The sequence below is a fragment of the Arthrobacter bussei genome, assembly GCF_009377195.2.
Lineage (GTDB): Bacteria > Actinomycetota > Actinomycetes > Actinomycetales > Micrococcaceae > Arthrobacter_D > Arthrobacter_D bussei.
The window spans coordinates 193,403-207,628 of record NZ_VJXX01000005.1 but is presented as its reverse complement, the minus strand read 5'-3'; the positions used below and the strand labels follow the sequence as shown (position 1 = coordinate 207,628).

Sequence of the window (14,226 nt, the reverse complement as noted above, 5' to 3'; positions counted from 1 at the left end):
AGGCTACCTGCCGGTGAGGTTCCAGGCGTCGGTGTCGCCGTCCGCGTCGTCGTCCGAGCCGTCAACACCGTCGTGGTAGTCGACGGCCTGTGCCCTGGAGGCGAGGTCGTCGGCGACGAGGTCGATCGGGGCCTGGGCCGGGCGGGGCGCGGACGCGGCCTGCGACGCCGGTTCGTCCCCCCGCATCGCCGCGAGAACGGGCTCGAGGTCGTCCGGCTTCACGAGGACGTCGCGGGCCTTGGAGCCCTCCGAGGGGCCGACGACGCCGCGCGACTCGAGCAGATCCATGAGCCTGCCCGCCTTGGCGAAGCCGACGCGCAGCTTGCGCTGCAGCATCGACGTCGAGCCGAACTGGGTGGTGACCACCAGTTCGGTGGCCTGCAGCAGGACGTCGAGATCGTCCCCGATGTCGTCGTCGATCTGCTTCTTCGGCGCGTCGACCGCAACGTCCTCGCGGTACACCGCCTGCAGCTGGCCCTTGACGTGCTCGACGACGCGGTGGATCTCCGACTCCGTGACCCACGCGCCCTGCACGCGCATCGGCTTGGACGCACCCATCGGCAGGAACAGCGCGTCGCCCTGGCCGATCAGCTTCTCCGCGCCCGGCTGGTCGAGCACCACGCGGGAGTCCGTCACGGACGACGTCGCGAAGGCCATGCGGGAGGGCACGTTGGCCTTGATCAGGCCTGTCACGACGTCGACCGAGGGGCGCTGCGTCGCCAGCACGAGGTGGATGCCCGCGGCACGCGCGAGCTGCGTGATGCGGACGATCGAGTCCTCGACGTCGCGGGGGGCGACCATCATGAGGTCGGCGAGCTCGTCGACGATGACCAGGAGGTACGGATACGGCCGGACGACGCGCTTGGAGCCCTCGGGCGGCACCACCTTGCCGTTGCGGACAGCCTTGTTGAAGTCGTCGATGTGCTTGTAGCCGTAGTTGGCGAGGTCGTCGTAGCGCGTGTCCATCTCGCGGACCACCCACTGCAGTGCCTCGGCGGCCTTCTTCGGGCTGGTGATGATCGGCGTGATGAGGTGCGGGACCCCCTCGTACGCGGTCAGTTCCACACGTTTGGGGTCCACCATGACCATCCGCACCTCGTCCGGAGTGGACCGCATGAGGATGGAGGTGATCATCGAGTTGACGAAGGAGGACTTGCCAGCGCCCGTGGCACCGGCCACGAGGAGGTGGGGCATCTTGGCGAGATTCGCGACGACGAACCCACCCTCGACGTCCTTGCCGACGCCCATGACCATCGGATGGTCCGTCTTCCGCGCGTTGCCGGAGCGGAGCACGTCACCGAGGGAGACGGTCTCGCGGTCCGTGTTGGGGATCTCGATGCCGATGGCGGACTTGCCGGGGATGGGCGAGAGGATGCGGACGTCGGAGGACGCGACCGCATAGGAGATGTTCTTGGACAGCGCCGTGACCCGCTCCACCTTGGTGCCCGGCGCGAGTTCGATCTCGTAGCGCGTGACCGTCGGACCACGCGAGAATCCGGTGACCTTGGCGTCGACGTTGAACTGGTCCATGGTGTGCGTCAGGGCGGCGACGACGGCGTCGTTGGCCTCCGAGCGCTCCTTCGGCGGGGTGCCTGCCGGCAGGTAGTCCGACGGCGGCAGGGTGTAGGCGACATCCCCGGCGAGCTGCAGCTGCTCGGTGCGCTGCGGGATCGGCGTCGGCGGCACCTGCGGCTGCACCGGGGTCGACGGGACGATCAGCGCCTTCGCCGCCGGGACGACGTCGATGGCTTCGGTGGCCCCCTCGGGCGCGCGCTCCGGTGCCTCGGTGGCCGGCAGGCGGGCGGCGTTCGATCGCTTCAGCTCCTCGGCGGCGAGCTCCTGCTTGGTCGGGCGGCGGACGCCCGGGGGCACGGCGGCCTCGGCCTCGCGGGCGCGGCGCTCCTCGTCCTCGATGACGGCTCGCTCGAACGCCTCGTCGCCGACGTAGCCGTCGGCGTCGTACTCGCCGGGGTCCCCGGTGGCGGCGGACTGCCGGTCCTTGCCGAACAGGCGCTTGCGCTTCTTCGGCTCCTGCGCGGCGGTGGCCCCGTGCGTCTCGTAGAGGTAGCTCTGGTCGTGGCCGTCCTCGCGCCGGTGGTCGGCGGCGTCCGGGTCCTGGCCCATGAGGTGCTCGTAGAGGGTCCGCAGGCGCGAGGGGATGTGGCGGAAGGGTGTGGCGGTGACGATCAGCAGGCCGAGGAAGATCGCCATGGTGAGCACGAGGGCGACGGGCCAGGCCGTGAGGACACTGCTGAGGGGTCCGGCGACGACGAAGCCGGCCACTCCCCCGGCGCGCCACAGCGCGTCCAGTCCTGCCGCGAGGCCGGGCTGGCCACCGACGAGGTGCGCGATGCCCGAGCCGGCGAAGAGGATGACGAGCTGTCCGATGGCGATGCGGTTGTTGGCCCGGTGGCGTTCCGGGTACCGGAAGAGCCGGACGGCGCCGATACCGAGCATGAACGGCACGAGCAGGGCCATCCAGCCGAACGTCCCCCCGGCGGCCGCGTGGACGATGTCGGCCGGCGTCCCGGTCAGGGCCCACCATTCGACGGCTGCGACGGCCAGTGCCAGCAGGAGGAGGAAGAACCCGGTGCCGTCACGGCGGAGGTCGCGCTCCGGTTCGACGTGGTGCCCGAAGGTGCGGACACCCGACCCGACGATACGCGCCGTGCCCATCCAGACGGCCCGGACGGCCCGCAGCGGCAGCGCCAGGCGGTCTTCGTGCTGCGGCTCCGGAGTGACCGGGACCTGCCGGGTCTTCGCCGTCGGGCGCTGGGTGTCCTTGGCGGGCGCCTTGGCCCGGCCGGTCCCCGCAGCGGCGGAGGCTCCCTTGCCGCGGGTCTGGTGCTGGCCCCGCGGGGCAGGGGACGTTCGAGTGGCCATGATCCTCACGGTACCGGACCGCGCCGCCGAAGCGTCGGATTCCCGCACCCACGGGACCCGGCACCCGGCCCTCACGGAACCCGGGACCCGACACCGGCACCCGACACCGGCACCCGGCACCCGGGACGCCGCACCCGGTCGAGCTTCGCTGCGGTGGACCCGCCTGCCGTCAGGCCTCGAGGACCACCGGGATGATCATGGGCCTGCGGCGGTACCGGCGGTTGACCCAGGTCCCGATGATGCGCCGGACCACCTGCTGCAGCTGGTACGTGGTGTGGTCCGTGGTGTTCATCACGGCTTCTTCGAGTGCCTGGTTGATCTTCGGCTTGATCTCGTCGAACACGGAGTCGTCCTCCGCGAAGCCCCGCGCGTGGATGTCGGGGCCGGAGACGACCTTCCCCGTGGTCCGGTTGACGACGGTGATGATCGAGATGAATCCCTCCTCGCCGAGGATCCGCCGGTCCTTGAGGTCGGCGTCCGTGATCTCGCCGACGCTGGAGCCGTCCACGTACACGAAGCCGCACTCCACGGCGCCGACCACGCGCGCCCTGCCGTCCACGAGATCGACCACGGAGCCGTCGTCCGTCAGGAGCACGTTGGAGGCCGGGACGCCGGTCTGCTGGGCCAGCTTCCCGTTCGCGATGAGGTGGCGCGTCTCGCCGTGCACGGGCATCACGTTCTTCGGCCGGAGGATGTTGTAGCAGTAGAGGAGCTCGCCCGCTGCGGCGTGCCCGGAGACGTGCACCTTCGCGTTCCCCTTGTGGATGACGTCAGCGCCGAGCTTCAGCAGGCCGTTGATGACGCGGTAGACGGCGTTCTCGTTGCCCGGGATAAGCGAGGACGCGAGGATCACGGTGTCACCCTTGCCGACGGTGATGCGGTGGTCCCCGTTGGCCATGCGCGACAGCGCGGCCATCGGTTCACCCTGGGAGCCCGTGGACATGAGGACCACGCGGTCGTCCGGCAGGTCGTCGACGTTCTTGATGTCGACGAGGATCCCGTCCGGCACCTTGAGGTAGCCGAGCTTCGCGGCGATGGCCATGTTGCGGACCATCGACCGGCCGGCGAAGCAGACGAACCGGCCGTGGGCGTGTGCGGCGTCGATGACCTGCTGCACGCGGTGCACGTGCGAGGAGAAGGATGCGACGATGATGCGCTTGCGGACCTGCCCGAAGAGGTTCTCGAGGACCGGGCCGATCTCGCGCTCCGCCGTCGTGAAGCCGGGGACGTCCGCATTGGTGGAGTCCACCATGAAGAGGTCCACGCCCTCCTCGCCGAGGCGGGCGAAGGCGCGGAGGTCCGTGATGCGGCCGTCGAGGGGCAGCTGGTCCATCTTGAAGTCACCGGTGTGGAGGACGTTGCCGGCCTCCGTGCGGATGAAGACCGCCAGCGCGTCCGGGATGGAGTGGTTGACCGCCACGAACTCGCACTCGAAGGGGCCGAACTGCTCGATCTGCCCCTCGGACACCGTCAGGGTGTAGGGGCGGATCCGGTGTTCCTGCAGCTTGGCCTCGACGAGCGCGAGGGTGAGCTGCGAGCCGATGACCGGGATGTCGGCCTTGAGGCGCAGCAGGTACGGGACGGCGCCGATGTGGTCCTCGTGGCCGTGCGTGAGGACCAGCCCGACGACGTCGTCGAGCCTGTCCTCGATGTAGGAGAAGTCCGGCAGGATCAGGTCGACGCCGGGCTGGGTCTCCTCGGGGAAGAGAACGCCGCAATCGACGATCAGCAGCTTGCCCCCGATCTCGAACACGGCCATGTTCCGGCCGATCTCCCCCAGCCCGCCGAGCGGGACGATCCTCAGCGTGCCGGCCTCGAGTGCCGGTGGCAGGGTGCGCAGTGCGGGCCCGACCCCGGCGGCGTCACTCATGCGCCTGCGCCCGGGTGCGCGCCGGCCGGGGACAGGTCCCACCCCGCCTCGGCGAGATCCGCGAGGATCGGGCCGAGCTCCTGCTCGTCGGCCTGGACGAGGGGCATGCGCACGACGGCGTTCGCCAGGACCCCCTGCAGGTGCAGGATGTGCTTGGCGGAGACCGCACCGGGGATGTGCGTCATGACGGCGCGGATCACGGGGTCGAGCTCGAAGTGGATGCGCCGGGCCTCCACGAAGTCCCCGGCGGCCGCCGCGTCCACCAGCGCCCGGAAGCCGGCCGTCGCGACGTGGGCGCTGACGCTGACCACGCCGACCGCTCCGGCCGCCATCCAGGGCAGGGTCAGGCCGTCGTCGCCGGAGTACACGTCGAGGTCTGTGGAGGCGAGGACCCTGGTGATCGCCGCGAAGTCCGCCTTGGCGTCCTTGAGGGCGCCAATCCTCGGATTCTCCGCGAGCCGGATCATGGTCTCGGTGGTGATGGGGATGGCCGAGCGGCCGGGGATGTCGTAGATCATGATGGGGAGGTCCGAGGCCGCCGCGACGGCGTCGAAGTGCGCGATCACCCCGGCCTGGGTGGGCTTGTTGTAGTACGGCGTCACGACGAGCTGCGCATGGGCCCCTGCCCGCTCCGCACGGCGCGCCATCTCCACCGAGTGCGAGGTGTGGTTCGTCCCGGTCCCGGCGATCACGCGGGCGCGGTCCCCGACGGTCTCCACGACCACGCGGTAGAGGTCCTCCTTCTCGGAGTCCTCCAGCGTCGAGGTCTCCCCCGTGGTCCCCGAGACCACCAGTCCGTCGCAGCCGTCGTCCACGAGCTTCGAGGCGAGGGCGGCGGTGGCGTCGAGGTCGACGGCGCCGTCGGCGGTGAACGGCGTGACCATGGCGGTCACGAGGGTGCCGAAGGGAGGGGTGCTCGAGGGGGTGTCAGCCATGGATGAAACGTTACCCGTTCGGGCGGCGCCCGGTGGGACCCGACGGGACCGCCCGGGGCCTGTGGGACCATGACAGCATGCAGACGACGGCCGCGCCGCGGCGCCTCACCGGGATCGACGCGGCCCGCGGCGTGGCGCTGTTCGGGATGATGAGCACGCACATCCTGCCGCTGTACGCACCCGGGAGCACGACCGCCACCTGGACCGCCCTGGTCTTCTCCGGACGTGCCTCCGGCCTGTTCGCGGTCATCGCGGGGATCGGGCTGGCGCTGCTCACCGGCGGGCGCTCGCCGCACCGCGACCGCACGCTCTCCGCCGACCGGACCGGGATCGCGGTGCGCGCCCTGCTCATCGCGCTGACCGGCCTGATCCTGGGCGGGGTCGAGACGAACATCGCGATCATCCTCTTCCACTACGGCGTGCTGTTCCTCCTCGCCCTTCCCTTCGTGGGCCTCCGGCTGCGTGCACTGGCCGCCTGGACCGTCGGGTGGCTCGTCCTCGCGCCCGTCGCGGCCTACCTGCTGCGGCCCGTCGTCACGGCGGGTGTCGATCCCCCGACCCTCGGCGGCAATCCGGTCTTCGACCACTTCCTCGTACCGCAGACCCTTGCCGCGGACATCATGCTCACTGGCTACTACCCGGCACTGCAGTGGCTCGGCTTCATCCTCGTGGGGCTGGTCATCGGGCGGCTGGACCTCCGCCGACTGCCCGTGCAGCTCGGCCTCCTCGGGGGAGGCGTCGCCGCCGCGATCGGGGCCAAGCTCCTCAGCGCACAGCTGCTCGGGGCGGGCGGCCTCGCCGCCATCCTCGGGACCCCGGACGGCGCCAGGTATCCGCTGGAGGCCATGCTCGACGTCGGTCTCGCGGGGATCGACCAGTCCGGGTCCTGGTGGTGGCTCGCGGTCAGCGCTCCCCACTCCGGCTCGAGCCTCGACCTGGTGCACGTGTCCGGAGCCGCCGCGGCCGTCGTCGCCGTCTGCCTCCTGCTGACGCGCCGCATCCCGCAGGCGCTCCTGCCGCTCTCGGCGCCGGGGGCCATGACGCTGACCCTCTACAGCCTCCACATCTGCGTCATGAGCTGGGCCGACCAGCTGACTCCGCTCCCGGATCCCCTGCAGCTCTTCTGGCTCCAGCTGGCCGCCGCCGTCGCCGTCGGCATCCTGTTCCAGCGCGTCGGCTCACGCGGGCCCCTGGAACTCATCGCGTCGGGGGCGGCCAACGCGGCACGCGACGGTCGCATCGAAGCACGCCGCTGAGGCGCGGGGGCTCCGATCCCCCGGTCACGGTCCGTGCCGCCGACGACGTCAGGGCGCGGTGGCCGCGCCGTGCTGCCGGTGGAGCTTCGCGGCCTCGCGCATCGCGCGCCGGGCCCGCTTGCGGTCCCCGGCCGCGTCGTAGGCGCAGGAGAGCCTGAACCAGCTGCGCCAGTTCTCCGGGTCGGACTCGACCTCGGCCTGGTAGGCGGGGAAGGCCTCGTCGGCCGCGGAGCGGACGATGCGCCCGGCAGGAGTCCTCGGCAGGTCGTCGACCGGTAGACCGCCCTCGCGGTCGAGCTGCCGCGCCATGCGCTGGGTCTGAGCACCGAACAGCAGTTCGCGGATCAGTGCCCACGCCCCGATACACGGCAGGAGCAGGTACCCCGCGCCGATCGCCTTGGCCACGGGCTCGGGGTCGCCGAGCAGCAGGAAGCTGCGCTGGAAGGCGACCGCGAGCCAGAACACGAGCAGGGCCGTCACCAGCAGGACGCCGAGCTTGACCTTGTGCCGGCGGTAGAGGTCCACGGCGTTCACGATCGTCCGCCGGTCTGCAGGTCGAGGTAGCCGTCGAGGCCGACGGTCAACCCCGGATGCCCGGCCACGGAGCGGATGCCGAGGAGGACGCCCGGCATGAAGGACGCACGGTCGTAGGAGTCGTGCCGGATGGTCAGCTGCTCCCCCGGACTGCCGAGCAGCACCTCCTGGTGCGCCGTGAGTCCCCGGAGCCGGACGGAGTGCACGGGGACGCCGTCCACGCGGGCACCGCGGGCCCCGTCGAGCTCGTCGCGCGTCGCGTCCGGCGCCAGGGGCACCCCCGCGGCGGCCCGCGCCGAGGCGATGAGCTGCGCGGTCCGCGCGGCCGTGCCCGACGGCGCGTCCACCTTGTCCGGGTGGTGCAGCTCGATGATCTCGACGGATTCGAAGTACCGGGCCGCGGTGGCGGCGAACGCCGATGCGAGAACGGATCCGAGGGCGAAGTTCGGCGCGATGAGGACTCCCGTCGCTGGGCTGCCGGCCAGCTGGGCCTCGAGCTCGGCGAGCCGGTCGGCGGTCCAGCCGGTGGTCCCCACCACGGCGTGCATGCCGTGGTCGACGAGGAACCGCACGTTCGACGCCGTGGCCTCGGGCACGGTCAGGTCGACGACGACGGCGGCACCGGCGGAGACGAGGGACTCGAGCGGGTCGCTGCTGCCGAGGGCGGCCACGAGGTCGAGGTCGGGCGCCGCCCCGATGGCGCGGACCGCCTCGGAACCCATGCGTCCACGGGCGCCGAGGACGGCGACGGGCAGGAGTTCGGTCATGCCCTCCAGCCTACTGTCACGCCCCGGCGCCGACCCATTCCACGGTGCCGTCCGTGAAGAACTGCTCCTTCCAGATGGGCACCTTCTCCTTGACCAGGTCCACGAGGTCCGAGCAGGCCCGGAACGCCTCACCGCGGTGGGCGGCCCCGACGGCGGCCACCAGGGCCTGGTCGCCGATGTCGAGGGGACCCACGCGGTGCGCCACCCAGATGCGGATGCCCTCGTGCCGGGCCGCGATCTCCTCGGCGACCTCACGGATGATGCGCTCCGCGCTCGGGTGCGCGGAGTAGCTCAGGGACGTCACGCCCTTGCCGCCGTCGTGGTCCCGCACCACACCGCTGAAGCCGACGACGGCACCGCAGAACGGAGAATCGACGGCGGCGTATGCCTCCTCGGGGGCGATCGGCGATGCTGCGACGGCTGCGTGGACGACGTCACCGGTGGTCATTGCGGCCCTCCAACTGGGAGCAGATGTGGTTGATCAGGGGGGAGAGCACGGAGAGCCCGTCACGGACCCCGCCGGGCGAACCGGGCAGGTTGAGCACGAAGGTGCTGCCGGCGGTGCCTGCCAGGCCACGGCTCAGCACGGCCGTCGGCACCTTCTCCTCACCGGCGCGCCGGATGGCCTCCACGATGCCGGGGAGGCTGCGCGTCAGGTAGGGCGCCGTCTGCTCCGGCGTGGCGTCGTCGGGGCTGAGGCCCGTGCCGCCGCTCGTGATCAGCACGGCGGGGCGTGCCTCCAGGGCAGCGCCGATGGCGGTCCCCACGGCGTCGCCGTCCGGGACCACCACGGCGTCCGCGACGGCGAACCCGTGCTCGTAGAGCCACGCGGCGATGGCGGGGCCGCACTCGTCCTCGTAGGTACCGGCGGCGGCGCGCGTGGAGGCGATGACCACGGCTGCGGTGCGGAGACCCGTCATGCCGTCCAGTCCCCGCTCTTCCCGCCGGACTTGGACACCACGCGCGTCCCGTTGATCACGGCACGCTTGTCCACGGCCTTGATCATGTCGTAGAGCGTCAGGGCCGCGACGGACGCGGCGGTGAGCGCCTCCATCTCGACCCCAGTGAGCGCCGTGGTCCTGACCAGCGCGAGGACCCTGACGGTGCCGCCGTCCGGCTCGAAGTCGACCGTCACCTTCGACAGGGGCAACGGGTGGCACAGCGGGATCAGGGTGGAGGTCTGCTTGGCCGCCATGATGCCGGCCACGCGGGCGACGGCGAGGGCGTCACCCTTCGGCAGAGTCCCGTCCGCAATCAGGGCCACGACGTCGGCCGTGGTCTCGAGCGTTGACTCGGCGACGGCCTCGCGGACGGTCGGCTGCTTGCCGGAGACGTCGACCATATGGGCGGTCCCGTCTGCCCGCACGTGGGACAGTGCCGGGGACGCGGCCCATGGGCCTCCGGTATCGGGAGGTGCTGGTGTGCTCATCGAGGAGTCCTTTCTGCGGATCCCATTCAATCAGTCCGTGACGCTCGCCGGTTCGGCGTCCTCGAGGACGAGGACGTCCTCGACGGCGAACGGGTCCGTGGGGACGGGTCCCATGAGGGTCACCTGCACCCTGTCCCCCTCCTGCAGGATGTCCACGCCCTCGGGCACGTGGACCAGGCAGTTCGACGCCGCGAGGGCGCGGAGGAGGTGGGAGCCCGGTCCGCCGATGAGTGCCACCCTGCCTCCACGGAACAGCCCGCGCCGCAGCTGGTGCTTGCCCTCGGGGCTGGTGAGCCCCTCGGTCAGGACGGCGTCGAGGACGGGCCGTGCTGCCGGGAGGCCGGTGAGCTGCTGGAGGGCGGGCCGCAGGAACATCTCGAAGGAGACGAGCGCGCTGACCGGGTTGCCGGGGAATCCGAGGAAGGGGATCCCCGAGAGCGTCCCGTGCGCCTGCGGCCCTCCGGGCTGCATCGCGACCGACGAGAATTCGACACTGCTGTCAGCCAGGGCCTGCTTCACCACCTCGTAGGCCCCCTGGCTGATGCCGCCGGTGCTGAGGACCAGGTTGGTGCTTCCCGCGGCGATACCGGCGAGTGCTTCCCGGAGGACGGCGGGGTCGTCACCGAGGAGGCGGTGGCGGGTGACGGCGACCCCGGCCTCGGTCAGGGCGGACTCCAGCAAGGTGCTGTTGGCGTCGTAGATGGTGCCGGGAGCGAGCGGTGTCCCGGGCTCCGCCACCTCGTCACCGGTGGACAGCAGCAGGACCCGGAAGCGCGGCCGGACGGGCACGCGTCCGACGCCGCAGGCCGCGAGCAGTCCGAGGTGCGCGGGCCCCAGCAGTGTTCCGGCGGTCAGCGCGGTGGCCCCCTCGGCGATGTCGCTCCCGGCCCGTCGCACGTACTGGCCGGCAGGGATGCCCGCCGGGAGGGCGACCGTCACCGCGGCACCGGGCCGGGCGAGATCGGCTGCAGTGTGGAACCGGGGTGGGACCGCCCGCTCGATGGGCACGACGGCGGCGGCGCCGGTGGGCAGCATGGCCCCCGTCATGATCGGGGCGGCCGTGCCGGGCCGCAGGTCGGCCGGCACGGAACCGGCCGCGATCGCGTCGGTGACGGCGAGATGGGACGGATCCTCGAGATCGGCGGCATGGACCGCGTACCCGTCCATCTGGGAGTTGTCGAACGGCGGGAGGCTGACCGGAGCCGGGACGTCGGTGGCCAGGGACCGGCCGAGGGCGTCGGCGAGCGGGAGGATCTCCGGCGCTCCGGCATCGTACCCGCTGCTCCAGCGCAGGAGGCCGGCGACGGCGGCCTGGTGTTCGGCGACGGTTCTTCTCATCAGTGCCTCCGCTGAGCCGGACGCCGCCCCGCGCGGGACCGCCGTCCCTGTAAGAGCCACGGGAGGCGGTCGGGCGCCGGGGAGGCGGGTGGTCTAGGTCACCGTGAACGTTACCGTGTGCAGGCCCTCGGCCCCGTCAGGCGCCGGAGCCACGTCGGCGTCCGACTGCACGTCGCCCTCACGATCCACCGCCCGCGACTGGACGGTGTGCGAGCCGGCCGCCAGGGCCAGCGTCGCGCTGTAATGGCACCACGTGTCCACGGAGATCGCCGTCGCGAGGACCGCGCGCTGCCAGGGACCGCCGTCGACCCTCACCTCGACGGCCTCGACACCGCGATGCTGAGCCCATGCGACCCCCGCGACGACGACGTCCCCCGCCGGCACATCGGCGTTCGGACGCGGCACGTCGACCCGCGAGGAGGTCTTCACGGGGCCGCGCTCGGACCAGCCCCGCGTGGACCAGTACGCCTTCTCGTCGGCGAACCGGGTCACCTGGAGCTCGCTCACCCACTTCGTGGCGGAGACGAAGCCGTAGAGCCCGGGGACCACGAGGCGGACCGGGAAGCCGTGCTCGACCGGCAGCGGTTCGCCGTTCATCCCCACGGCGATCAGCGCGTCGCGGCTGTCGGTGAGCGCCTCCAGCGGGGTGCCCGCGGTGAAGCCGTCGACGCTGCGGGACAGCACCATGTCCGCCTCCGGCCGGACCCCCGCGCGGGCGAGGAGCTCCCGCACCGGCCAGCCCAGCCACCGTGCAGTGCCGGTCAGGCCTCCGCCCACCGTGTTCGAGACGCAGGCCAGGGTGACGTGGCGCTCGATGAGCGGCAGTGCGAGGAGCTCGTCGAAGGTGATCTCCACCTCCCGGTCCACGAGACCGGTGACCCGGAGTGTCCACCCGGCGGGATCCACCACGGGGACGACGAGCGCGGTATCGATCCGGTAGAAGTCGTCCGCATCGGTCACCAGCTCGCTAATGCCGGGGATCTCCAGCTCCGCGCCCTCCGGGACGAACGATCCCTCGGGGCGCGGGGGTGCTGCCGGTTCCGTCGGCGCGGGCAGGGTGATGGACGAGCGCTGCCGGGTGACGGTCGACTGCGAGGACCGGACTCCGGTCGCCGCGGCACCGGTGGCGGCCACGACGACGGCGGTGCCGCCCGCACCCTGCAGGAACCGGCGCCGGGCCGGGGACCTGTCGGTCGTGGCTGCTCCGTCGGCGCCCTGCTGCCACGCCCTGAGGGCGCGGACCAGCGCGTCGAGCACGAGGACGGCCACCAGTGCCGCCACGACCGGTGCGACGAAGGAGATCAGGGAGGACTGCGGACGGGAGGCCACCGCCAGCGCGCCGACCGCGCCGAAGCCGGCGACCACCGCCCGTCCGGCGAAGCGCCTGCGGTACTCGAGCACGCCGGCGGCGAGGGCGAGCAGGGCGATGAGGACCGCGATGGTCACGAGGAACACCGCCTTGTCGGCGGTACCGAACCAGGCGATGGCCCAGTCCTTCACCCCGGGCGGAAGGCCGTCGATCACCGCGGACCCGACGGCACTGACAGGCGTGACGGAGGGGCTCAGCGCCGCTGCGGACAGCTCCCCGCCGATCACGCCCAGCCCCACCGCCAGCGCTCCGGAGACTGCTGCCCATGTCCGCCGCCGCATACCGGTGCCTTCCGTCCGGGCCCCGGGCGGCAAGGTGCCGGCCGCTATGGTCCTCCCGATACACGCGTGCCGCCGTCACCGGGTTCCCCGTCCCCCGCCGCCGTCCCCTACCTCCCCGGAGGTGGCGGCGGAAGGCCCGCCCCGCACGGGCTGCCGGGTAGGGGCCGGAGGCGGCGAGGGCGTACCCTCGAACCATGGGAACCGACATGGGCATGCCGAGCGCCGCCCCCGTCGTCCCGGCAGCGGGATTGATGGACACCCACGGCCGGCAGGCCACGGACATGCGCCTCTCACTCACCGACAAGTGCAATCTGCGCTGCACCTACTGCATGCCCGCGGAGGGCCTCAACTGGCTGCAGAAGGACCAGGTGCTGTCCCGGGTCGAGATCGTCCGGCTGGTCCGCATCGGCGTCGACCGCCTCGGCATCAGGGAGCTCCGGCTGACCGGCGGTGAGCCCCTCGTCCGGGCGGACCTGCTCGACATCATCCGGGAGATCAGGGCGAACCACCCGGATCTGCCCATCTCCATGACGACCAACGCGCTCGGCCTGGACCGACGCGCCGTGCAGCTCAAGGAGGCCGGGCTGACGCGCATCAACGTCTCGATGGACTCGCTGCACGCGGAGACCTTCGCCCAGCTGACACGCCGCCCCTTCCTCGACCGTGTCCTGAAGGGCATCGAGGCCGCCGCGGACGCCGGACTGGGCCTCGTCAAGATCAACGCCGTCCTCATGCGCGGCATCAACGACCACGAGGCACCCGATCTGGTCGAGTGGGCGGTGAGCCGCGGCTTCGAGCTGCGCTTCATCGAGCAGATGCCGCTCGACGCGGACCATGGCTGGACCAAGGAGGGCATGGTCACGGCTGCGGAGATGCGGGAGCTCGTCGAGACCCGCTTCGTCCTCACCCCGGATCCGCGCAACCGCGACGGCGCCCCCGCCGAGCGGTGGGAGGTCAGGTCGAAGGACGCTCCCGACGTCGTCCTGGGGACCGTGGGCATCATCGCGTCCGTCACCGAGCCGTTCTGCGCCGACTGCCGCCGCACGCGCGTCACAGCGGAGGGCAAGATCATGAGCTGCCTCTTCTCCCGCGAGGAGACCGACCTCCGTGACCTGCTCCGCTCGGACGCGGACGACGACGCCGTCGCGCAGCGCTGGCGCGATGCCATGTGGCTGAAGCCCAAGGCGCACGGCATGGGGCACACGGGACTCGGTGCGGACGGCTTCGTCCAGCCCGACCGGTCGATGAGTGCCATCGGTGGCTGAGGTCCTCGTACGCTACTTCGGGGCGGCGAAGGCCGCGTCAGGCGTCGACCAGGAGCAGCTGCCCGCCGGACGTCCCCTGGCGGAACTGCTGGTGGATCTCCGCGGCAGGTCCGGCCCACCAGGCTCCCCCTCGCTCGCAAAGGTCCTCGACCGCAGCAGCTACCTGCTCAACGAGATCGCGGTTCGTGACCACGCCACGGTCCTCCGGCCCGACGACGTCCTCGACATCCTGCCGCCGTTCGCCGGCGGCTAGCCGGGACCACCGGCTGTCGGGCGCACCCCTGCGCCCCCCTGCCGCG

At 71.9% G+C, this 14,226-nt stretch carries 13 protein-coding genes; 3 read left to right on the top strand and 10 right to left on the bottom strand.

What is annotated here, in order from left to right; all coding sequences use genetic code 11:
• Positions 1-3: 3 nt before the first annotated feature.
• The 3 genes from FNH21_RS14205 to dapA form a co-directional block, all read right to left on the bottom strand.
• A complete protein-coding gene (locus FNH21_RS14205; RefSeq protein WP_152816715.1) occupies positions 4-2,883 on the bottom strand; it encodes an FtsK/SpoIIIE family DNA translocase in 2,880 nt (959 codons plus the stop codon).
• A gap of 169 nt (positions 2,884-3,052) precedes the next feature.
• Positions 3,053-4,753, bottom strand: coding sequence for a ribonuclease J (locus FNH21_RS14200; RefSeq protein ID WP_152816714.1), 1,701 nt, complete (start codon positions 4,751-4,753; stop codon positions 3,053-3,055).
• Entirely contained in the window at positions 4,750-5,688 is a 939-nt protein-coding gene (gene dapA, locus FNH21_RS14195; RefSeq protein ID WP_152816713.1) for a 4-hydroxy-tetrahydrodipicolinate synthase, read from the bottom strand. The genes FNH21_RS14200 and dapA overlap by 4 nt, the downstream gene beginning before the upstream one ends.
• Positions 5,689-5,765: 77 nt before the next feature.
• Here dapA and FNH21_RS14190 point away from each other — a divergent pair, with 77 nt between their 5' ends.
• Positions 5,766-6,944 carry a heparan-alpha-glucosaminide N-acetyltransferase domain-containing protein gene (locus tag FNH21_RS14190; RefSeq protein ID WP_152816712.1) on the top strand — a complete coding sequence of 393 codons (1,179 nt, stop codon included), beginning with the start codon at positions 5,766-5,768 and terminating at the stop codon, positions 6,942-6,944.
• Between the two features lie 48 nt (positions 6,945-6,992).
• On the opposite strand, the gene FNH21_RS14185 is transcribed toward FNH21_RS14190, so the two are convergent.
• From FNH21_RS14185 to FNH21_RS14155, 7 genes are all read right to left on the bottom strand, one after another.
• Positions 6,993-7,481, bottom strand: a complete 489-nt coding sequence (locus FNH21_RS14185; protein WP_191932017.1) for a hypothetical protein — start codon at positions 7,479-7,481, stop codon at positions 6,993-6,995.
• Entirely contained in the window at positions 7,475-8,245 is a 771-nt protein-coding gene (gene dapB, locus FNH21_RS14180) for a 4-hydroxy-tetrahydrodipicolinate reductase (RefSeq protein WP_152816711.1), read from the bottom strand. The genes FNH21_RS14185 and dapB overlap by 7 nt, the downstream gene beginning before the upstream one ends.
• Positions 8,246-8,261: 16 nt before the next feature.
• Positions 8,262-8,693, bottom strand: coding sequence for a molybdenum cofactor biosynthesis protein MoaE (locus FNH21_RS14175; RefSeq protein WP_152816710.1), 432 nt, complete (start codon positions 8,691-8,693; stop codon positions 8,262-8,264).
• The gene (locus tag FNH21_RS14170) at positions 8,680-9,165 is read right to left on the bottom strand and encodes a MogA/MoaB family molybdenum cofactor biosynthesis protein (RefSeq protein WP_152816709.1); all 486 of its coding nucleotides are present in this window, start codon (positions 9,163-9,165) and stop codon (positions 8,680-8,682) included. Before FNH21_RS14170 ends, FNH21_RS14175 begins: the two co-directional genes overlap by 14 nt.
• A complete protein-coding gene (moaC, locus tag FNH21_RS14165) occupies positions 9,162-9,674 on the bottom strand; it encodes a cyclic pyranopterin monophosphate synthase MoaC (protein ID WP_152816708.1) in 513 nt (170 codons plus the stop codon). The genes FNH21_RS14170 and moaC overlap by 4 nt, the downstream gene beginning before the upstream one ends.
• A gap of 30 nt (positions 9,675-9,704) precedes the next feature.
• Complete coding sequence (locus FNH21_RS14160) at positions 9,705-11,012, bottom strand: molybdopterin molybdotransferase MoeA (RefSeq protein WP_152816707.1); 1,308 nt, start codon at positions 11,010-11,012, stop codon at positions 9,705-9,707.
• A 93-nt stretch (positions 11,013-11,105) separates the two neighbouring features.
• Positions 11,106-12,662, bottom strand: a complete 1,557-nt coding sequence (locus tag FNH21_RS14155; protein ID WP_152816706.1) for a molybdopterin-dependent oxidoreductase — start codon at positions 12,660-12,662, stop codon at positions 11,106-11,108.
• A 194-nt stretch (positions 12,663-12,856) separates the two neighbouring features.
• On the opposite strand from FNH21_RS14155, the gene moaA reads away from it, so the two are divergent.
• Both moaA and FNH21_RS14145 read left to right on the top strand, forming a co-directional pair.
• A complete protein-coding gene (gene moaA / locus FNH21_RS14150) occupies positions 12,857-13,927 on the top strand; it encodes a GTP 3',8-cyclase MoaA (protein WP_152816705.1) in 1,071 nt (356 codons plus the stop codon).
• On the top strand, positions 13,920-14,180 hold the full coding sequence (locus FNH21_RS14145) for a MoaD/ThiS family protein (protein ID WP_191932000.1): 261 nt from the start codon (positions 13,920-13,922) through the stop codon (positions 14,178-14,180). Before moaA ends, FNH21_RS14145 begins: the two co-directional genes overlap by 8 nt.
• Positions 14,181-14,226 lie beyond the last annotated feature (46 nt).